General features: G+C 70.3%; 15 protein-coding genes and 1 pseudogene. 9 read left to right on the plus strand and 7 right to left on the minus strand.

Going from position 1 to position 19,238, the window contains the following annotated elements:
* The first annotated feature begins 3 nt into the window (after positions 1-3).
* Positions 4-1,002, plus strand: a complete 999-nt coding sequence (gene rfbB, locus FB561_RS24855) for a dTDP-glucose 4,6-dehydratase (protein WP_202880728.1) — start codon at positions 4-6, stop codon at positions 1,000-1,002.
* Positions 1,003-1,014: 12 nt separating this feature from the next.
* Here the strand turns inward: rfbB and FB561_RS24860 are convergent, their stop codons facing one another.
* Positions 1,015-1,524 (minus strand): ribonuclease FAU-1 family protein, encoded by a 510-nt coding sequence (locus FB561_RS24860; RefSeq protein WP_145810787.1) that lies wholly within the window; start codon positions 1,522-1,524, stop codon positions 1,015-1,017.
* A 157-nt stretch (positions 1,525-1,681) separates the two neighbouring features.
* On the opposite strand from FB561_RS24860, the gene dxs reads away from it, so the two are divergent.
* From dxs to FB561_RS24880, 4 genes are all read left to right on the plus strand, one after another.
* Positions 1,682-3,577: a 1-deoxy-D-xylulose-5-phosphate synthase gene (gene dxs, locus FB561_RS24865; protein ID WP_145810789.1), complete on the plus strand. Its 1,896-nt coding sequence runs from the start codon at positions 1,682-1,684 to the stop codon at positions 3,575-3,577.
* A 40-nt stretch (positions 3,578-3,617) separates the two neighbouring features.
* Positions 3,618-4,985 carry a hypothetical protein gene (locus FB561_RS24870; protein WP_238335038.1) on the plus strand — a complete coding sequence of 456 codons (1,368 nt, stop codon included), beginning with the start codon at positions 3,618-3,620 and terminating at the stop codon, positions 4,983-4,985.
* 173 nt (positions 4,986-5,158) lie between these two features.
* A complete protein-coding gene (locus tag FB561_RS24875) occupies positions 5,159-6,538 on the plus strand; it encodes a hypothetical protein (protein ID WP_145810793.1) in 1,380 nt (459 codons plus the stop codon).
* Positions 6,539-6,611: 73 nt separating this feature from the next.
* A complete protein-coding gene (locus FB561_RS24880; protein WP_145810795.1) occupies positions 6,612-8,093 on the plus strand; it encodes an APC family permease in 1,482 nt (493 codons plus the stop codon).
* On the opposite strand, the gene FB561_RS24885 is transcribed toward FB561_RS24880, so the two are convergent.
* Positions 8,090-8,869, minus strand: coding sequence for an aminoglycoside adenylyltransferase domain-containing protein (locus tag FB561_RS24885; protein ID WP_145810797.1), 780 nt, complete (start codon positions 8,867-8,869; stop codon positions 8,090-8,092). The genes FB561_RS24880 and FB561_RS24885 overlap by 4 nt on opposite strands.
* A gap of 47 nt (positions 8,870-8,916) precedes the next feature.
* On the opposite strand from FB561_RS24885, the gene FB561_RS38790 reads away from it, so the two are divergent.
* Positions 8,917-10,272 carry a hypothetical protein gene (locus tag FB561_RS38790; RefSeq protein WP_238335039.1) on the plus strand — a complete coding sequence of 452 codons (1,356 nt, stop codon included), beginning with the start codon at positions 8,917-8,919 and terminating at the stop codon, positions 10,270-10,272.
* Positions 10,273-10,909: 637 nt separating this feature from the next.
* Here FB561_RS38790 and FB561_RS39270 read toward each other — a convergent pair.
* From FB561_RS39270 to FB561_RS24905, 3 genes and pseudogenes are all read right to left on the minus strand, one after another.
* A pseudogene (locus tag FB561_RS39270) lies at positions 10,910-11,653 on the minus strand (DUF222 domain-containing protein); the annotation flags it as partial.
* A gap of 150 nt (positions 11,654-11,803) precedes the next feature.
* Entirely contained in the window at positions 11,804-13,918 is a 2,115-nt protein-coding gene (locus FB561_RS24900; protein WP_202880729.1) for a 3-hydroxyacyl-CoA dehydrogenase NAD-binding domain-containing protein, read from the minus strand.
* Positions 13,915-15,114: a thiolase family protein gene (locus FB561_RS24905; protein ID WP_145810800.1), complete on the minus strand. Its 1,200-nt coding sequence runs from the start codon at positions 15,112-15,114 to the stop codon at positions 13,915-13,917. Before FB561_RS24905 ends, FB561_RS24900 begins: the two co-directional genes overlap by 4 nt.
* Positions 15,115-15,382: 268 nt before the next feature.
* On the opposite strand from FB561_RS24905, the gene FB561_RS24910 reads away from it, so the two are divergent.
* From FB561_RS24910 to FB561_RS24920, 3 genes are read left to right on the plus strand one after another with little or no spacing between them, the layout of a single operon-like run.
* The gene (locus FB561_RS24910) at positions 15,383-16,075 is read left to right on the plus strand and encodes a hypothetical protein (RefSeq protein WP_238335040.1); all 693 of its coding nucleotides are present in this window, start codon (positions 15,383-15,385) and stop codon (positions 16,073-16,075) included.
* A 20-nt stretch (positions 16,076-16,095) separates the two neighbouring features.
* Positions 16,096-16,779: a dienelactone hydrolase family protein gene (locus FB561_RS24915; protein WP_145810802.1), complete on the plus strand. Its 684-nt coding sequence runs from the start codon at positions 16,096-16,098 to the stop codon at positions 16,777-16,779.
* Entirely contained in the window at positions 16,776-17,264 is a 489-nt protein-coding gene (locus tag FB561_RS24920) for a glutathione peroxidase (RefSeq protein WP_145810804.1), read from the plus strand. The genes FB561_RS24915 and FB561_RS24920 overlap by 4 nt, the downstream gene beginning before the upstream one ends.
* A gap of 76 nt (positions 17,265-17,340) precedes the next feature.
* Here the strand turns inward: FB561_RS24920 and FB561_RS24925 are convergent, their stop codons facing one another.
* Positions 17,341-18,600 carry an HRDC domain-containing protein gene (locus FB561_RS24925; RefSeq protein ID WP_145810806.1) on the minus strand — a complete coding sequence of 420 codons (1,260 nt, stop codon included), beginning with the start codon at positions 18,598-18,600 and terminating at the stop codon, positions 17,341-17,343.
* Entirely contained in the window at positions 18,597-19,199 is a 603-nt protein-coding gene (locus FB561_RS24930) for a DUF3000 domain-containing protein (protein WP_145810807.1), read from the minus strand. The genes FB561_RS24925 and FB561_RS24930 overlap by 4 nt, the downstream gene beginning before the upstream one ends.
* Between the last annotated feature and the right edge of the window lie 39 nt (positions 19,200-19,238).

A 19,238-nucleotide genomic window follows, 5' to 3' on the forward strand; every position in this document is an offset into this window, starting at 1 on the left:
CGCATGCGACGGATGCTCATCACCGGCGGCGCCGGCTTCATCGGCTCGAACTTCGTGCACGACACGGTCCGGCGGTACCCGGACGCGGAAGTCACCGTGCTCGACGCGCTCACCTACGCCGGGAGTCAGAGCAACCTCGACCCGGTCGCCGAGCAGGTCACCTTCGTGCACGGCGACATCTGCGACACCGAGCTGGTGGACAAGCTGGTCGCCGCGACCGACGTGCTGGTCCACTTCGCCGCCGAGTCACACGTGGACAACTCGCTGAACGACCCGTCGCCGTTCATCAAGAGCAACCTGATCGGCACCTTCACGCTGCTGGAGGCGGTCCGCAAGCACGACAAGCGGATGCACCACATCTCCACCGACGAGGTGTTCGGCGACCTCCCGCTGGACTCGGTCGAGCAGTTCACCGAGGAGACCGCGTACGACCCGTCCAGCCCGTACTCGGCGAGCAAGGCTGGCTCGGACATGCTCGTCCGCGCCTGGGCCCGGTCGTACGGGGTGGCCGCGACGCTGTCCAACTGCGCGAACAACTACGGCCCGTACCAGCACGTCGAGAAGCTGATCCCGCGGCAGATCACCAACGTGCTGATCGGGGACAAGCCGAAGCTCTACGGCGCCGGCGAGAACGTCCGGGAGTGGACCCACGTCGACGACCACAACGACGCCGTGCACCGGATCATCACCGACGGCCGGCTCGGCGAGACGTACCTGATCGGCTCGGGCGACGAGCGCAACAACAAGCAGATCATCGAGAAGATCCTCACCCTGATGGGCGAGCCGGCCGACGGGTACGTGCACGTCAACGACCGCCCCGGCCACGACCTGCGGTACTCGAACAACTCCACCAAGATCCGCACCGAGCTCGGCTGGGAGCCGCGGTACGCCGACTTCGACGCCGGGCTGGCCGCCACCATCGACTGGTACAAGGCCAACACCGGCTGGTGGGAGCCGCAGAAGTCGGCCGCCGAGGCGAAGTACAAGGTGCTCGGCCGCTGAGCGCGCCGCGGGTCAGCCGGGCGTGAGCTCGCGGACCCGCTGGAGGTAGTGCTCGTACACCGACCGGAACGGCTCGGCCGAGTCGATGTGGTCCACGACCCAGGCACACGCGGCCTGAGCCGTGGCGACGACCTGCGGCGGGTACCCGTAGGCCTCACGATGAGTGCGGAACTCGTCCTCGTCCATCACCTTGACGGTGCCGTCCCGGTACAGCCGGACGTCCAGGTCGAGGTCGACGGCGGTGACCGACTCGACCCCGAACTCCGCGGGCATGATGATGTCGCAGTAGATCCGGGTCGGGTGTGGTTCGTCGTTGAAGAGGGCACTCCACCACTGGCCGCGCGGGAACAGCCGGACCCTGGTGTGGTCGACCGAGATCCAGCTGCCGTCCGCGCGCTGGGCCCGGTCGCCGGGCCGGGAGCCGACCCACAGGCCGTGCTCGTCCTCGCCGAGGTCGAGCGACTCCATCAACCGGTGCGGAGTGCCGTCGAACTTGCGGAACAGGGTCCGCACCATCTCCATGCCGATCACTCTAGGTGAGGCTCCCGGCACGAGCGAACAAATCGCCGCGGCCGGCGTCGGACCCTGTGAGATTGGCCCGGGGAGCCCGGTCGCGTTCGGAATCCGTCCGGCGCGTGCTTAGACTCGACCATTCGAGGACAACCTGCGGAGGAGCTCGATGCGCGTGCTGGAGACGGTCGGCGGACCGGCCGACCTCAAGGGCATGACCGACCAACAGCTGGGGGAGCTGGCCGCGGAGATCCGCGACGTGCTGGTCGAGACGGTGTCCAGGACCGGCGGCCACCTGGGGCCGAACCTGGGCATGGTCGAGATCACCCTGGCGATGCACCGGGTGTTCGACTCGCCCACCGACCGGCTGGTGTACGACACCGGCCACCAGACCTATGTGCACAAGCTGCTGACCGGCCGCGCGCCGAAGTTCGACACGCTGCGTCAGCAGGGCGGCCTGTCCGGGTACCCGAGCCAGGCCGAGTCCGAGCACGACCTGGTCGAGAACAGCCACGCCTCGACCGCGCTGTCGTACGCCGACGGCCTGGCCAAGGCGTACCGGCTGCGCGGTGAGGACCGGCACGTGGTCGCGCTGATCGGCGACGGCGGCCTGACCGGCGGGATGGCCTGGGAGGCGCTGAACAACATCGCCTCCGGCAAGGACCTCAAGCTGGTCGTCATCGTCAACGACAACGGCCGCTCGTACAGCCCGACCGTCGGCGGCCTGGCGACCCACCTGACCAGCCTGCGGACCAACCCGCGGTACGAGAAGATCCTCGAGCTGGTGAAGAAGAACCTCGGCCGGACCCCACTGGTCGGCCCGCCGATGTACGAGGTGCTGCACGGGGTGAAGAAGGGCCTGAAGGACATGCTGGCCCCCCAGGGCATGTTCGAGGACCTCGGCCTGAAGTACGTCGGCCCGGTGGACGGCCACGACCGGCAGGCGATGGAGGACGCGCTGGCCCGGGCGAAGGCGTTCGGCGGCCCGGTGATCGTGCACGCGGTGACCCAGAAGGGCTTCGGGTACGCCGCCGCCGAGCAGGACGAGGAGGACAACTTCCACCAGGTCCGGCCGCTGCACAAGCCGCGCGGGTGGACCGACGTGTTCGCCGAAGAGCTGGTCGAGATCGGGCACCGGCGGCCGGACGTGGTCGCGATCACGGCGGCGATGCTGCACCCGACCGGGCTGGCCGCGTTCGCGGAGGCGTTCCCGGACCGGACGTTCGACGTCGGGATCGCCGAGCAGCACGCGGTGACGAGCGCGGCCGGACTGGCGATGGGCGGGCTGCACCCGGTCGTCGGGTTGTACGCGACGTTCCTGAACCGCGCCTTCGACCAGCTGCTGATGGACGTCGCGCTGCACAAGTGCGGGGTCACGTTCGTGCTGGACCGGGCCGGGGTCACCGGTGACGACGGCGCCAGCCACAACGGCATGTGGGACATGTCGATCCTGCAGGTCGTCCCGGGGCTGCGGCTGGCCGCACCGCGCGACGGCGCCCGGGTGGCCGAGCTGCTGAACGAGGCGATCGAGGTCGACGACGCGCCCACCGTGCTCCGGTACGCGAAGGGCGAGGTGTTCCCCGACATGGACGCGATCGAGCGGATCGGCCAGGTCGACGTGCTGGTCCGGACCGGTCACGACGTCCTGCTGATCGGGATCGGCGCGATGGCGGCGACCGCCGTGGACGTGGCCGAGCGACTCGGTGCGCAGGGCTTCGGCGTGACCGTGGTCGACCCGCGCTGGGTCAAGCCGGTCCCGGCCGAGCTGGTCGAGCTGGCCCGCGACCACCAGTACGTCGTGACGATCGAGGACAACGGCCGGGCCGGCGGGTGCGGGGCCGCGATCGCGCAGGCGATCCGGGACGCCGGGGTGACCACGCCGGTGCGCGACTTCGGCATCCCGCAGCGCTTCCTCGACCACGCCAAGCGGGCCGCGGTCCTGCAGGAGATCGGGCTGACCGGTCAGGGACTGGCGCGGGACGTGATAGAGATGATCGCCAAGCACCCAGGGGACGCGATCACCAGTGAGCCAGACACCGCGAGCGGCAGGCCCGGCGGAGCCTGACCCCGAGGGCCGGGACGGGATCCCACCCGGCGGCTCCCGCATGCCCACCGACGCGGACCGCGCCGGGGCCCGGCATGCGCGGGCGCGGCACTCCTCGGCCAAGCGGGAGCGTCGGGTGTGGCCGTTGCTGCTGTCGCTCGCTCTCGTCGCCGCGGCCGTCGGTGGCGGACTCGCGCTGCATCGGTCCACCTCGGGCGACCTGGACGCGTCCACGGCGGCCGCGGACGAGGCGGCCGGTGTCCGGGCCCGGGACCAGGCGGCTCGTGCGGCCGGTGTGGACCAGGTGCTCGCCCGCCGCGCGCAGGCGGTCCGGGCGAACAAGGTCGACCAGTTCCTCGCCGACGTGGACGCCGGGAACCAGAAGCTGGTGGACCGGCAGCGCACGTTGTTCGCGAACCTGCGGCAGTTCGGGTTCGCCAGCCTGCGGTACGAGCGGCTCCAGGAGCAGTACGACCAGGCGCTGACCGACAAGTACGGCCCGTCCACGTACGTGGTGGCCGTGGCGATGACGTACCAGATCCGCGGGATCGACCGGGTGCCGGCGCGGACCATGCTCGGGTACACGTTCACCCAGCGCGACAACGGCCGGTGGATGCTGGTTGCCGACACCGACCTGGACCGCCGGTTGCCGCGGGGCTCGCACCAGGAGCCGTGGGACGTCGGCCAGGTGCTGGTGAAGCGCGCGCCGCGGGTGCTGGTCGTGGTCGAGAAGAGCCAGGGCAAGCTGGCCACCAGCCTGGTCGCGAAGGCGAGCAGAGCCGTCCGCGCGGTGAGCGGGAGCTGGCCCGGCGGCTGGACCGGATCCGGCGTCGTGATCGCCCTCGACGACAAGGTCGTCCGCGGTGCCGACTACACCCTGCCGAAGAACGCCGAGGACGCGCTGGCGATGGCGACCTGGGTGTACCGGACCCTGCCCGGCGAGGTGAACGGGGTGGGGGAGCGAACCGATTCCTACGTCGTCGTGAATCCGCGGAACAGGGCAAAGGTGGACTCCCGCATCCTCGCGCACGAGTTCACCCACGTCGCGACCGCGGCGTACGGGGCGTACGCGCCGCGCTGGCTGGTCGAGGGCGCCGCGACCTACGTCGAGTACCTGCCGATGGCCGGTGCGTCAGACCTGGCGCTGGACACCTACCGGGAGAAGGTCCGGACCAGCTACCTGGCGAAGGCGAAGGCGCTGCCGTCGGACGCCACCTTCTTCCAGAATTCGGACCGCTCGTACCCGCTGTCCTGGCTGGCCGTCGACTACTTGTTCCAGCGGTTCGGCGGGACCGAGGTCGGCACCCTCTACCGCGAACTCGCGGCCCTCGGGACCAGCCAGGCCGCCCGCGACCGGATCATGCTCGAGCACGTCGGGATCACCGAGGCAGGGCTGTTCCGGGCCCTCCAGGCCGCCGCCGCGACCTGACCGGTCCGGCGGTAAACCCTTGCCATCAGCACGCATTGTGGTCGATGTCACCCAGGGCAACGCGGGGATTCCGGGGGCAACTTCGGATCCCCGGCGTGTCGGTGGTGGATCCTGCCGGACCGAGTAGGGTAGCCGGGCTGTTACTGACGGGCGGACCGGAGGATCGACCCGACGTGAGTGTCACCACGCCATCGAGCGCCGCCCCGCCAGGCGCTCCTGCTCCGCCCCCGGGGCCCCGCCGCTGGCTCGGCCTGCTCGTCGCGGTCGCGCTCGTCTCCGGTGGTGTGGTCTACGCGGTCGAGGAGCGCGAGGAGGACGCCCGGGCCCGGCCGCCGGCCGCCCGGATCACCCCGCCCACCCCGAACCAGGGCACCAAGCCGCCGTCCAAGACCGCGGCTGCGATCGCGGCCCGCCGGCTCGCCGTCGACACGATCCTGCTCCGCCGGTCGAAGGCGGTCCGGACCCGGAACGCGAACCTCTTCCTGGCCGACGTGGACCCCGCGAACGCCGAGCTCCGTCGCCAGCAGCGGGTGCTGTTCGACAACCTGGTCGAGCTGGACTTCGCCGAGATCGGGTACAGCCAGGCCGAGGAGCGGTTCGACCCGGTGGCGGCCCGCGAACACGGCGCCTCGACGTACCTGGCCCGTGTGCTGATGCGGTACCAGATCCCCAAGGTGGACACGGATCCGGTCACCACCGAGCTCGGGTACACGTTCGTGCAGCGGGGCGGCCGCTGGATCCTGGTGGACGACGACGACCTGGACGACGACCTCGGGCCCGGCGCGCACCGCGAGGTGTGGGACCTCGGCCCGATCGAGGTCCGCCACGGAGCGAGGGTGCTGGCCGTGGTCGAGGAGGGTGACACCGAGCGGGCCAAGGCGATCGTTGCCGAGGCCACCGAAGCGCTCGCGCAGGTGACCGCGTACTGGCCGCGGCGCTGGCGTGGTTCGGTGCTGGTGGCGGCGCTGGACGACACCGAGGTCCGGGACGCCCGGTTCGCCGACGAGGACGTGGAGTCGGCCGCGTCGGCGGGGTCGACGTTCTCCTCGCTGCCCGGCCAGGACACCGCCGACGGCACCGTCTCCGGGGCGTACATCGTGGTGAACCCGAAGGAGCGCGACCGGATCGACGAGATCCTGCTGTCGCACGAGATCACCCATGTCGCGACCGCGGACCTCGGCGGGTACGAACCGCTCTGGCTCGCCGAGGGCGCGGCGGAGTACGTGTCCTGGCGCGGGATCGAGGAGATCAGCGGACCGGGGGAACTGGCCAAGTGGGAGCAGGACGTCGTCGACGACGCGCTGCCGGCCCTGCAGTCGCTGCCGTCGGACCTCGGCTTCTACCAGAGCAACGCCGACGTGTACGGCGTCAGCTGGCTGGCCGTGCGGCTGCTGGTCAGGGAGTTGGGGCTGAGTAAGGTAGAGGAGCTTTACGAGGACCTGGCCCGGCACGGCACCGACCAGGTGAACCGGGATCGGATCCTGTTGACCCGGACCGGCTTCACCGAGGCGTCGCTCTGGCTCTCCCTCAAGGACTATCGACCTCGACGCTGAGTGGCGGTTTGACCTCACCCGGTGAGAGGAACATGCTCGGGGTGACGTGTGAGGATCTCGAGGAGGCGTACGGATGAGTCTGTTGCGGACCAAGACGATCGAGCAGTCGATCGCCGACACCGACGAGCCGGAGTACCAACTCAAGAAGCGTCTCACCGCCCTGGACCTGACCGTGTTCGGGATCGGCGTGATCATCGGCGCCGGCATCTTCACCCTGACCGGCCGCGCCGCCCAGGCGTACGCCGGTCCCGGCATCGCGCTGTCGTTCGTGCTCGCCGCGATCTGCTGCGGACTGGCCGCGCTCTGCTACGCGGAGTTCTCCTCGACTGTTCCGGTGTCGGGGTCGGCGTACACGTTCTCGTACTTCTCCCTGGGTGAGATCTTCGCCTGGATCATCGGCTGGGACCTGCTGCTCGAATTGATGCTCGGGGCAAGCGTCGTGGCCCAGGGCTGGTCCACGTACGCCGCGCTCTTCCTGGAGCAGATCGGCCTCGGCTGGCCGGAGTCGATCGGGCCGGACAGCAGCGTCAACGTGCTGGCGATGCTGCTGGTGATCGTGCTGACGGTGCTGGCGACGATCGGGATCAAGGAGTCGCTGCGGGTCAACCTCGCGCTGGTCGCGGTGAAGCTGTTCGTGGTGCTGTTCGTGATCGTGGCCGGCCTGTTCTACGTCAACGGCGACAACCTGACCCCGTTCATCCCGCCGAGCGTGCCGGCCGAGAACGGCGACGTCACCATCACCACGCCGCTGTTCCAGGCGCTGTTCGGGTTCACCCCGTCGACGTTCGGGATCATGGGCCTGGTCTCCGGCGCCTCGCTGGTGTTCTTCGCGTTCATCGGCTTCGACGTCGTCGCCACCACCGCCGAGGAGGCGGAGAACCCGCAGCGCGACCTGCCCCGCGGCATCCTCGGATCGCTGGCGATCTGCACCGTGCTGTACGTGCTGGTCTGCATCGTGATCACCGGGATGATCAAGTACACCGACATCAACAGCGAGGCCGCGCTCGCCGAGGCGTTCCGCTCGGTCGGCAAACCCGGGTTCGCCACGCTGATTTCGGCCGGTGCCGTCGCCGGTCTCACCACGGTCGTGCTGACGCTGATGATCGGCGCGGCCCGGGTCGTGTTCGCGATGAGCCGCGACCACCTGGTCCCGCGCCAGCTCGGCAAGACGCACCCGAAGTTCGGGACCCCGTACCGGCTCACCGTCGGGATCGGCGTACTGGTCGCGATCGTGGCCGGTCTGACCCCGATCGGCAAGCTGGAGGAGATGGTGAACATCGGCACCCTGGCCGCGTTCACCCTGGTCTCGATCGCGGTCCCGCTGCTGCGCAAGCGCCGCCCCGACATCGAGCGCGCCTTCCGGGTGCCGTGGAACCCGGTCATCCCGATCCTGTCTGCCGCGATCTGCATCTACCTGATGCTGAACCTGTCGCTGGAGACCTGGCTGCGGTTCGCGATCTGGATGGTGCTCGGCTTCCTCGTCTACGCCGTGTACGGCTACCGCAAGAGCCGCGTGGGCGTGGAGGAGCGCACGGGCGAGTCCACCAAGGCCTAAGCCGTCCGCCGGGCGATCGCGGTCGCTTCGGCCGCGAGTGCGACGGTGGCGGCGACGTCTGCCGGAGCGGCCGCGTCCTCGGGATCGAACCCGAGGGCGCGGCCGTCCAGCGTTCGGCGGCACAGCTCGGACCAGCGCGGATCCAGGGCGTCGATCGCCCAGAGCAACGACGCCCTCTTCGACGCGACCCGGCCGGTGTCGAGCGTGTAGAGCATCCGGCACAACGTCGTCACGGCGTACCGCTGCCCCCACGCCATCTCGATCGAGACCCAGGTCGCCAGGTCGTCCAGCAACCGCGGGATGTCGGACCGCATCCGCTCCCGGAGCGCGTCCGCCGGGACTACGTCGACGAGCGACTGCGGATCCGGGCCGGCCAGCGTCACGCCGTACTCACGGAACGTCCAGCGCACCACCTCGGTGTTGCAGTGCGTGGACCACTGCATGTCGCGCCACCCGTGGTCGATGTACAGCCAGTCGCTGCCGAGACCGTCCAGGGTGCGCAGCTCGTCGAGCAGCGGGTACGAGCCCTCCAGGTGCTTGGTCCAGAAGCCCGGCCGGGTGGGGATCTCGTCGTGGAGGACGCGGAGTTCCTTCTCCTGGTCCGCGGTGATCGGCGCGCTGACCGGGATCAGGAAATCGCAGTCGCTCTGCAGGTCCGCGTCGCCCAAGGCGAAGGAGCCCTGCAGGTAGGCGCCGACGAAGTGGTCGCCGAGAATGTCCCGTGCCGAGGAGGTGAGGTCGGCCAGCAGTTCGTTGAGCTCGGAGTACGGCGTCATGACGGTAGGATCCCTCAGCCGGTCGCCGTAGAGAGCAGGATTTTCGGATGAAGCACCCCAGACGCCTGATCGCGGGCGTCGCAGCGCTGCTCCTGGCCGGCTCCGCGGGCGCCGCGGCCGCTTCCTGGTCCGGCGACGAGGGCGACGCACCGGGCAGTACCGCCGCCGCCGTCGAGGCGACACCGCCGGCGAGCGAGCTCACCGAGGCGCAGAAGAAGTCCCGGCAGCACGAGGTCGACATCCTGCTCGCCCACCGCGCGACCGCTGTGCTGAAGGGCGACCTGAAGGGCTTCCTCGCCGTCGTGGATCCCAAGCAGCCCGCCCTGGTGGCCCGGCAACGGCTGCTCTTCACGAACCTGCGCAAGTTCGGCTTCAGCAGCCTGAAGTACTTCACCGCGGACAGCTGGGACGTGCCGCCGCTGGCCGAGAAGTACGGCCCGACCACGTACACGACCCGCGTGATGATGCGGTACCAGCTGGCCGGCCTCGACCCGAAGCCGGTGCAGACCGACCTCGGCTACACCTTCGTCCGCCGGGCCAACCTCTGGGTGCTGGTCGAGGACGGCGCCATCGACGAGACCCTGAGCAACGACGGCCACCGCCAGCCGTGGGACTTCGGCGAGGTCACGGTCGTCCGCCGGGGCAAGGTCGTCGTGGTCGTCGACAAAACCGAAGCGGCCCTCGGCCAGAAGATCGCGCGCGTCTCCGAAGGCGCGGTCGACGCCGTCCGCCGCCACTGGCCGCGCCCGTGGAACGGCGCCGTCCTGGTCGTCGCGATGTCGGAGCCGCGCGTGATGGCGACCCTGTGGACCGCCGGCAACGGCCAGGGCTGGACGATCGCGGCGAAGGCGGTGACGCTGCACGAAGGCGAGCAGGTCGGTCAGGAGTCCGGCCCGGTGATCGGCAGCCGGATCGTGGTGAACCCGTCGATGCGCAAGACGCTCGAGGAAGATCTGCTGGTTCACGAGATGACGCACGTGGCCACGGTGCCGATCGGAGCGAAGACGCCGATCTGGTTGGTCGAGGGCGTCGCGGAGTACGTCCGGGCCCACTCGATCGAGGACGACCCGGAGTGGACGGTCGACCCGTACCGCAAGACGGTCCGCACGAAGTACCTGCCGACGCTGCAGAAACTGCCAGGCCCGAACCAGTTCGACGACGACGCCGACCGGGCGTACGCGCTGAGCTGGTGGGTGGTGGAGTACCTCGTGGGCGCGTCGCCGTATCACTGTCGGCGCGAGTGGGTGGACGACGTCAGCCCGGCCGGGGTTCGGCGGGGTGCACGCGGCGGGTTCCGGTGTGGTCGACGTGGAAGACGAAGCCGTGGGGACTGGTCCATTCGAGGGCGCCGTTCGTCGTCCGGTGAACCTTCCAGCGGCCATGGGTCTTCACCCGGTGGCTGAAGCGCCGCAGCGGGATGAGGCTGGTGGTGCTGGTCTGACCCGGTGGACCGTTCGGGTCGTACGGCTGGATGTGGTCAAGGTCGGTGGCGAGCGTTGTTTCCGCGGTGCCGTAGGGGAACTGTTCGACAGGGTGGATCAGTTTGAGTTGCTCGCGGAGACGGCGGGGGATCTCGTAGGCGTCGACGCTGATCTTGTTGTTCAGGTCGATCACCGGGCGGATCGAGTACGGACGGTGGCCGATCAAGTCGGCGAGCTGGTCAGCGAGCAGCGGGCCCGCGCCTTCAAGGCGAGCGACGCCGTGGCCGGTGGTCAGCGCGTGGTCGGTGAGGTGGACGTAGACGATGGTGCGACTGGTGCGGGAGCCGGCGATGCCGTCGAGTTGAGCGAGGTTGGCGTTGAGGGCCCGGCGTGCGGCCGCGTCGTGCCCCGTAGTCGTCTCCTGGGCGTCGGGCGTTGCGTCCCAAGGCTCCGCCTGCACCACGGCTGCCGCAGAACCCACGACCGTCGGCTTCGCCGGGTTGGGCCGCGCGGAGTTGGGCTGACCGAGAGCCTGGTCCGCTCCATCCGGGAGTGCTGGGGTGGGCTGAACGCCTTTGCGGCTTGCGTTGAGGATTGCCAGGGCGTGGGCCGGGTCGGCGAGGATGCCTAGGGCGCGGGCTCTGCGGAGGCGGAGGGGGTCGGGGTCGCCGAGGGTCTTCAGTGCTTCGGCGAGGGCGTCGATGGTGGCGTCGAAGCGCATCACGTCACCGCTGGCGGCGAGGATCCAGATGGAGTTGGTGCCGTAAACGTCGGTGCGGCCGATGTAGACGCCTCGTTCACGGGCCTTCCGCTCTGCGGCAGCGCGGGCCGCCTCGTGGTCAGCCTCGTAGCGGGCGGCGGTGACGATCTTGTGCAGGCGGATCGGGGTCACGGTGTCGACCAGGCCGACGACACGCTCGTCGACGATCGCAGCGGCCTCCTGCGACAGGTCCAAGCAGGCGGTCGCGACCTTGCACGCCTTCCAGGGAGTCGCCTCACCGTTCAGGACGGTTGCCCAGATCCGTGGCAGGCGGTGGCGCAGGGCGAGGGCCTGGCCGATGTAGTTGCCTGCCGCACCGGCCGAGGTACCGAGCAGGGCTCCGAACTCGGCGGGGGCGAACTCGGCGATCGCGGGACAGCCCTCGCCGCCGTAGACGATGCCGCGTTCGCGCCCGCACCTGTCATACCCGCCGTCGTGGTTGTCGCTGTGATCGGACTGGAGGGCGTCGACCGTGTGGAGGTCGGCGAAGTACTGGGCGTGTTGGAGGAGGCGGGCTTCCAGCCGGTCTCTTTCGGCGCGGAGCTCGGCGGCCGAGGTCAGGACCCCGGTCGCGTCGAGCTCGGTCACGTCGCCTTCGAACATGCGTGCGATTCTATGTCAACGGATCGAGCGAAGCGCAAATCAAGTATCCACAGAACGCTCTGCGAACAAGGCGAAACTCGAGAGCTCGCTATCCATGCTGGGGGCCGGAGCGGGCTTCCGGCTCCGCACCGACCCCCAGCGGTCTTCGGGTCAGCTCACGCCGGCGACGCCACGCGGGAGGAAGCGCTCGCCGTTGACCTTCTCGGCGATGCCCGTGCGGTCCAGGTACGGCGTGATGCCGCCCAGGTGGAACGGCCAGCCCGCGCCGAGGAGCAGGCAGAGGTCGATGTCCTGAGCCTCCGCGACAACGCCCTCGTCGAGCATGATCTTGACCTCTTCGGCCAGCGCCGTGAGGACCCGCTCGCGCAGTTCGTCGGCGGTGGAGGGCTTGTCGCCGACCGTCACGATCGCCTCGACCTCGGGGTCGACCGAGGGCTTGCCGTCGGCGCTCCACGCGTAGAAGGAGCTCTTGCCGGCGGCAACCACCTTGACGAGGTTCTCCGACACCGTGAACCGCTCCGGGTACGCCCCGTGCATCGTCTCCGCCACGTGCAACGCGACCGGCAGACCGACCAGCTGGAGCAGGACGAACGGCGGCATCGGCAACCCAAGGGCGGACAGGGCGCGGTCCGCCTCGGGGATCGGCGTCCCCTCGTCGACCGCCGCGCTGACCTCGCCCAGGAAGCGGGTGAGCAGCCGGTTGACCACGAAGGCGGGCGCGTCCTTCACCAGCACGCAGGACTTCTTCAGGGTCTTGCCGACCGCGAACGCCGTCGCCAGGGAGGCGTCGTCGGTCTGGTCGGCGCGGACGATCTCCAGCAGCGGCAGCACCGCGACCGGGTTGAAGAAGTGGAACCCGACCACGCGTTCCGGGTGCTCCAGGTCCGCGGCCATCGCGGTCACCGACAACGAGGACGTGTTGGTCGCCAGGATCGCGTCCGGGCGGACGATCTTCTCCAGGTCGGCGAAGATCGTCTTCTTCAGCTGCAGTTCCTCGAACACGGCCTCGATGACGAAGTCCGCGTCGGCGAACACCGCGCGATCGACCGACCCGGTGACGAGCGCCTTCAGCTGGTTCGCCTTATCCGGGCGGATCCGGCCCTTGCCGAGCAGCTTGTCGATCTCGCCGTGGACGTACCCGACGCCACGGTCGACCCGCTCCTGGTCCAGGTCGGTGAGGACCACCGGGACCTCCAGCCGGCGGACGAACAGCAGCGCGAGCTGACCGGCCATCAGGCCGGCGCCGACGACACCGACCTTGCCGACCGGCCGCGCCAGCGACTTGTCCGGCGCCCCGGCCGGCCGCTTGGCGCGCTTGTTGACCAGGTCGAACGCGTAGAGACCGCTGCGCAGTTCCTCGCTCATGATCAGGTCCGCGAGCGCCTCGTCCTCGGCCGCGAACCCACGATCGCGGTCGTTGTCCTTGGCCGCCGCGATCAGGTCCAGGGCCCGGTACGGCGCGGGCGCCGCGCCGCTCACCTTGAGGTCCGCGAATCCCTTGCCTCGGGCAACAGCAGCGTCCCAGGCGTCGCCCCGGTCGATCTCCGGCCGGGTCACCTCGACAGCGCCGGTGAGGACCCGGCTCGCCCACAGCAGCGACTGCTCCAGGAAGTCGGCCGACTCCAGCAGCACGTCGCCGAGGCCGAACTTCACCGCCTCCGGACCGCTGAGCATCTTGTTCTGGTTCAGCGCGTTCTCGACGACGACCTTGACGGCCTTGTCGGCGCCGATCAGGTTCGGCAGCAGGAAGTTGCCGCCCCAGCCGGGGATCAGGCCGAGGAACACCTCGGGCGTCGCGAGCATCCCGGCCGCGACCGAGATCGTCCGGTACTGCGCGTGCAGCGCGACCTCGAGCCCGCCGCCGAGCGCCACCCCGTTGACGAAGGCGAACGACGGCTTGCCACCGTCGACCAGCTTGCGCAGCACGCCATGGCCGATCCGGCCCAGGTTCAGCGCCTGCTCCCGGCCGGCCAGCTTCGGTACGCCGGTCAGGTCGGCGCCGGCGGCCAGGATGAACGGCTTGCCGGTGACCCCGATGGCGACGACCTCGTCCCGCGCGAGGGCGGTGTCGATCGCGGTGTTGAGCGAGGCCAGACCCTTGGGGCCGAAGGTGTTCGGCTTGGTGTGGTCGTGCCCGTTGTCGAGGGTGATGAGCGCCATCGTGCCGGCCTTGTTCGGCAGCACCACGTCGCGCGAGTGCGCGTACGTGACGACCTCGTCGGTCTCGATCGCGACCGCCTCGTCGATCAGCTCCTGCAGGCTCACTTGGCCGCCCCTTCCCAGTTCGGGTTCTCCCAGATCACGGTGCCGCCCATGCCGAGGCCGACGCACATCGTGGTCAGGCCGTACCGGACCTCGGGGCGCTGCTCGAACTGCTTGGCCAGCTGGTTCATCAGCCGGACCCCGGACGAGGCCAGCGGGTGCCCGAACGCGATCGCGCCGCCGTACGGGTTGACCCGTGGGTCGTCGTCGGCGATGCCGTAGTGCTCGAGGAACGCCAATACCTGAACGGCGAACGCCTCGTTCACCTCGAACGCCTGGATGTCGTCGATGGTCAGCCCGGCCAGCTTCAGCGCCTTCTCGGTGGCCGGCACCGGGCCGACGCCCATCACCTCCGGCTCGACGCCCGCGAAGCCGTACGACACCAGCTTCATCTTCGGGGTCAGCCCGTACTGCGCGGCCGCCTCGGCCGAGGTCAGGATGCAGGCCGTGGCGCCGTCGTTGATGCCGGCGGAGTTGCCCGCGGTCACCCGGCCGTGCGGGCGGAACGGGGTCTTCAGCGCGGCCAGGTCCTCGACCGTCGTGCCCGGGCGCATCGGCTCGTCGGTGGCAGCGTAGCCCCAGCCGTTCTCGGCCGAGCGGGTCGCCACCGGGACCAGGTCGGGCTGGATCAGGTCGTTCGCGTACGCCTTCGCGGCGCGCTCCTGGGAGGCCGCGGCGAACGCGTCGGCGCGCTGCTTGGTGATGGTGGGGAACCGGTCGTGCAGGTTCTCCGCGGTCGAGCCCATCACCAGCGCGGAGGTGTCGACGAGCTTCTCGGAGATGATCCGCGGGTTCGGGTCGACGCCCTCGCCCATCGGGTGCCGGCCCATGTGCTCGACCCCGCCGGCCACGACCACGTCGTACGCGCCGAACGCGATCCCGGCGGCGGTGGTGGTGACAGCGGTCATCGCGCCGGCGCACATCCGGTCGATGGCGTAGCCGGGCGTGGTGTTCGGCAGCCCGGCCAGCAGCGCGGCGGTCCGGCCGATGGTCAGGCCCTGGTCGCCGATCTGGGTGGTGGCCGCGATCGCGACCTCGTCCACGGTCTCGGCCGGCAACGACGGGTTGCGCCGGAGCAGCTCACGGATGCACTTGATCACCAGGTCGTCGGCGCGGGTCTCGGCGTACTGGCCCTTGGCCTTGCCGAACGGGGTGCGAACGCCGTCGACGAACACGACATCGCGGATCTCACGGGGCACGAGGGCGCCCTCCTTCGTCTCGGAAGCTGCCTGAATGCTACCCGTGGGTAACACAACGCCCCAAGAAGGCGCGCCTGTGCCGCTGCTCACAGCCCGTCCCCGGACCGCCAGCACTCATCAACTCGGCCGGCCGGCGTCGGCGGGGGACTGCTGAGCGTGACCGGTCCAGAGCGGTCGGAGTTGCTGAGTGGTGGGTGTCCGGTAACCCGTGGCATCCGGGCGCGATCAGGCGCATGCTGGAAGCCACGCACGTCTCAGGAGCGGTTCTATGAACAACCTTGATCTGGCGGTACCGGTGCTCAGCCGGGGGAAACATCGCAATCCGCGGAAGGGCGCCTGCTTCATGGAGTTCGCGTCGTACCTGGCGGGGGAGCCGTGGTCGGACCATCCGGGCTGCACACATCCTCTGCTCGCCGGGGTGGCCCGCGACGTCAACGACTGCACGACCGATGCCGGGCGATCCCGGCTCGCGCCGTTGGTCCCATCGGTGATCGGGCTGACCCCGGACGACCCACACGTCGTCCCACGGGTTACCGCCGCCTGCATCCAGCACGCGCTACCGGTGGTGTCGCAGGAGCGGCAGTACATCCTCGCGGTCGCGCTGCTGGTCGCCGAACGGCAGCTGGCGCAGCTGGACGGACGTCCGGCCGACAGCATGTCGCCGGAGTCGCAGGCGGTACTCGACGCGGTCCCGTCGGCGACGAAGTGGGCGCGGTCGTTCACCGCCCGCCCGCATCGGGGTACCCCCGACTTCGCCCGGCGGACGGCGCCGAGAGCGGTCTCCTGCGCGGTGGAGGGGATCTCGCAGGCCTGCGTCCCGGATCCGGACGAGCGGCTCTTCCTGCTGCTCAACGACGCGATCTCCGAATGCAAGCGCTGGATGCCGAAACCGACCGTCCACGAGCCGGCTGAAACACCGGGTCCGGCGCTGGTCGAAGAGGAGTCCGTGCACATTCGGTAGTAGCGAGTACGCTGCGCCGTGTGACTCTGGAGATCGATACCGGTACGGGGTTGATGCCCGTCCACGTCTGGGAACCCGCGTCCGGTACCGGACCCGGTGTGCTGTTGCTTCAGGAGATCTTCGGGGTCTCCGAGTACATCCAGGAGCGCGGCGCCCAGTTGGCGGCCCTCGGGTACTACGTGGTGGCGCCCGAGGTGTACTGGCGGCTGCCCGACGTCGACCTGGATCCCGACGCGCCCGATCTGCTCGAGCGTGCGCTCGGGGTGATGGGCCGGCTCGACTGGCCGACCGCGGTCTCCGACTCGGTGGCCGCGCTGGAGTACTTGCGTGGCCGTGACACCCAGGTCGGGGTGGTCGGCTTCTGTTTCGGTGGCGGGCTGGGGTTCAACGTCGCGGCGGTCTCGTCGCCCGACGTCCTGGTCAGCTACTACGGCTCCGCCCTGCCGAACCTGCTCGGCCTCGCGCCCGAGGTGGACGCGACGAGCCTGCACCACTTCGGCGACGCGGACGACTACCTGCCGCCCGACACCGTGGACGCCATCGTCACCGCGCTCGGCGACGTCGAGGTCTACCGTTATCCCGGCGCCGGGCACGCGTTCGACAATCCGATGCCCGCCTTCCACCACGCCGAGGCGTCCGCCCTGGCATGGCAGCGCACCGAGGCGTTCCTGTCCCGTCACCTTCCGAATGAGGATCCCGCATGAGCCTGTACGACCTCCCGTTGCAGTCCCTGTCCGGCGGCGCGACGTCGCTCGCGGAGTACAAGGGCCAGACCGTGCTCGTCGTGAACGTCGCGTCGAAGTGCGGCCTCACCCCGCAGTACGAGGGCCTGGAGAACCTGCAGAAGCGGTACGCCGCGCGCGGGTTCACCGTGCTGGGGGTGCCGTGCAACCAGTTCGGCGGACAGGAGCCGGGGACGGCCGAGGAGATCGAGACGTTCTGCTCGACGACGTACGGCGTCACCTTCCCGATGCTGGCGAAGCTCGACGTGAACGGTGACGACCGGCACCCGCTGTACGCCGAGCTCACCCTCACCCCGGACGCCGCGGGCGAGGCGGGCGACATCCAGTGGAACTTCGAGAAGTTCCTGCTCACCCCGGACGGCACGGTGGCGGCGCGGTTCCGGCCGCGGACCGAGCCCGAGTCGGACGAGGTCGTCGAGGCGATCGAGCGGCTGCTCCCGAACTGAGCCCCGCCCGGCCGGGCCGCTGGACCGAGTTCAGCGGCCCGGTCGGGCCGGTGGTCTCAGGGCTGGGCCGGCGGTCTCAGGTGAGCGGTTCGGCCGGGGCGGTCTTGCCGAGGGCGTCGGTGAGGACCTCGACGGTCAGGCCGATCTGCCACTCGCGCGCCGCGTGGTCGCGCAGGAACGTGGTGACCACCTCGACCGAGGCGTCCGCAGGCGGCGCCCAGGCCAGCCGCCGGATCGTGTCCGGAGCGAGCAGATTCTCGGTCGGCAGCCGGTGTGCCTCGGCGATCTCGCTCACCGCGGCCCGTGCCGCCGACAACCGCGCCGCGGCGTCGGGATCACGGTCGGCCCAGGCCCGCGCCGGCGGGGGGCCGTCGTACCGCGGGCCCTGCTTCGGCAGCTGCGACTCGGGCAGCTTACGGGCGTGGTCGATCGCCTCCCACCAGGTCCGCATGTGCCGGTGGGCGCCGCGTCCCTTGAACGCGGTCAGGCGCTGCAGCGTGTCCCGGTCGACCGGCATCGCGGCGGCCGCCTCGACGATCGCGGCGTCCGGGAGGATCCGGCCCGGCGAGATGTCGGCCGACGACGCGATCTGGTCGCGGGCCTCCCACAACGCGCGGACCACGGCCAGACTGCGACGGTTCCGGACCCGATGCATCCCGGAGGTGCGGCGCCACGGATCCGGCTTCGGCTCTCGCGGGGGAGCGGCAAGGATCGCGGCGAACTCCTGCTGGGCCCAGTCCCACTTGCCCTCGCGGCGCAGCTCGGCCTCGATCGCGTCGCGCAGCTCGATCAGCATCTCCACGTCGAGCTGGGCGTACACCAGCCAGGGCGCCGGCAGCGGGCGGGTGGACCAGTCCGCGGCCGAGTGCTCCTTGCGCATCCGGAAGCCGAGCACCTCGCTGACCAGCGACGCCAGCCCGACCTTCGGGTACCCGAGCAGGCGGCCGGCCAGCTCGGTGTCGAACACCGCTCGCGGCACCATCCCGATCTCGGCCAGACACGGCAGATCCTGGTTCGCGGCGTGGATGATCCACTCGGCGTCCACGATCGCGTCACCGAGTGCGGACAGGTCCCCGAACGGGATCGGGTCGACCAGGGCCGACCCGGCGCCCTCACGCCGCAGCTGGACCAGGTACGCGCGGTGGGAGTACCGGTAACCGGACGCTCGCTCGGCGTCCACGGCGACCGGGCCGGTCCCGGACCGGAAGGCCTCGATCGCGTCGGTCAGGGCGGCGTTCTCGTCGACCACCTCGGAGAGCCCGTCGCGCAACTCCAGGAGCGGGAGGTTCGCGGTGGGGTCGTCCGGGACGGGCTGCTGGGTCTCGGCCGGGCTCATCGGCCCCGCTGACCGCGCCGGGTCGGCATGGCGACCACGCCCGGCGGAACCGGTGGCAGGCCGGCGGCGGTGCACAGCACCTCGCCCCAGGCCTCCGCGTGCCGGGTCACGTCGACCCGACCGCCCGGGCCTGGCACAGGACTCCAGGACGCGCGGATCTCGATCTCCGCCGTCGCCTCGTCGTCGGCCATCCCGCCGAAACTCTCGGATACCACCCGAGTGACGGTACCGCTCGGCGCCAAGTACTCGGCACCCCGGTCCGCCAGCGCCTCCATCAGCCAGGTCCAGCCCACGCCACCGAGCAGCGCGTCCGTCACCATTTCCGGCTCGACGGCAGCGCGCACGTACGCGACACAGCGGAAGGTCGACTGCCAGGCGTCGTTCCCGTCCGGGTCGTAGAGGACGACCAGACGGCCGGTGGCGACATCGTCACCGTCGACCGTCACGTCGGCGCTGACCGCGGCCGCGTGCGGTGCGATCCGCTGCGGCGCGGGCATCTCCTCGACGAAGACCTCGGGCCGGAGCCGGGCCTCGCGCAGTTGCGCGACCGCCTCGGCGAACTCCGCGGGTGGCGCGTCGACCTGCTTGCGGGCACCCATGCTCCGCAGCCTACGACTGATTACTCACCGGCGCCGGGG

Origin of the sequence: Kribbella amoyensis (assembly GCF_007828865.1) — a bacterium.
GTDB lineage: Bacteria > Actinomycetota > Actinomycetes > Propionibacteriales > Kribbellaceae > Kribbella > Kribbella amoyensis.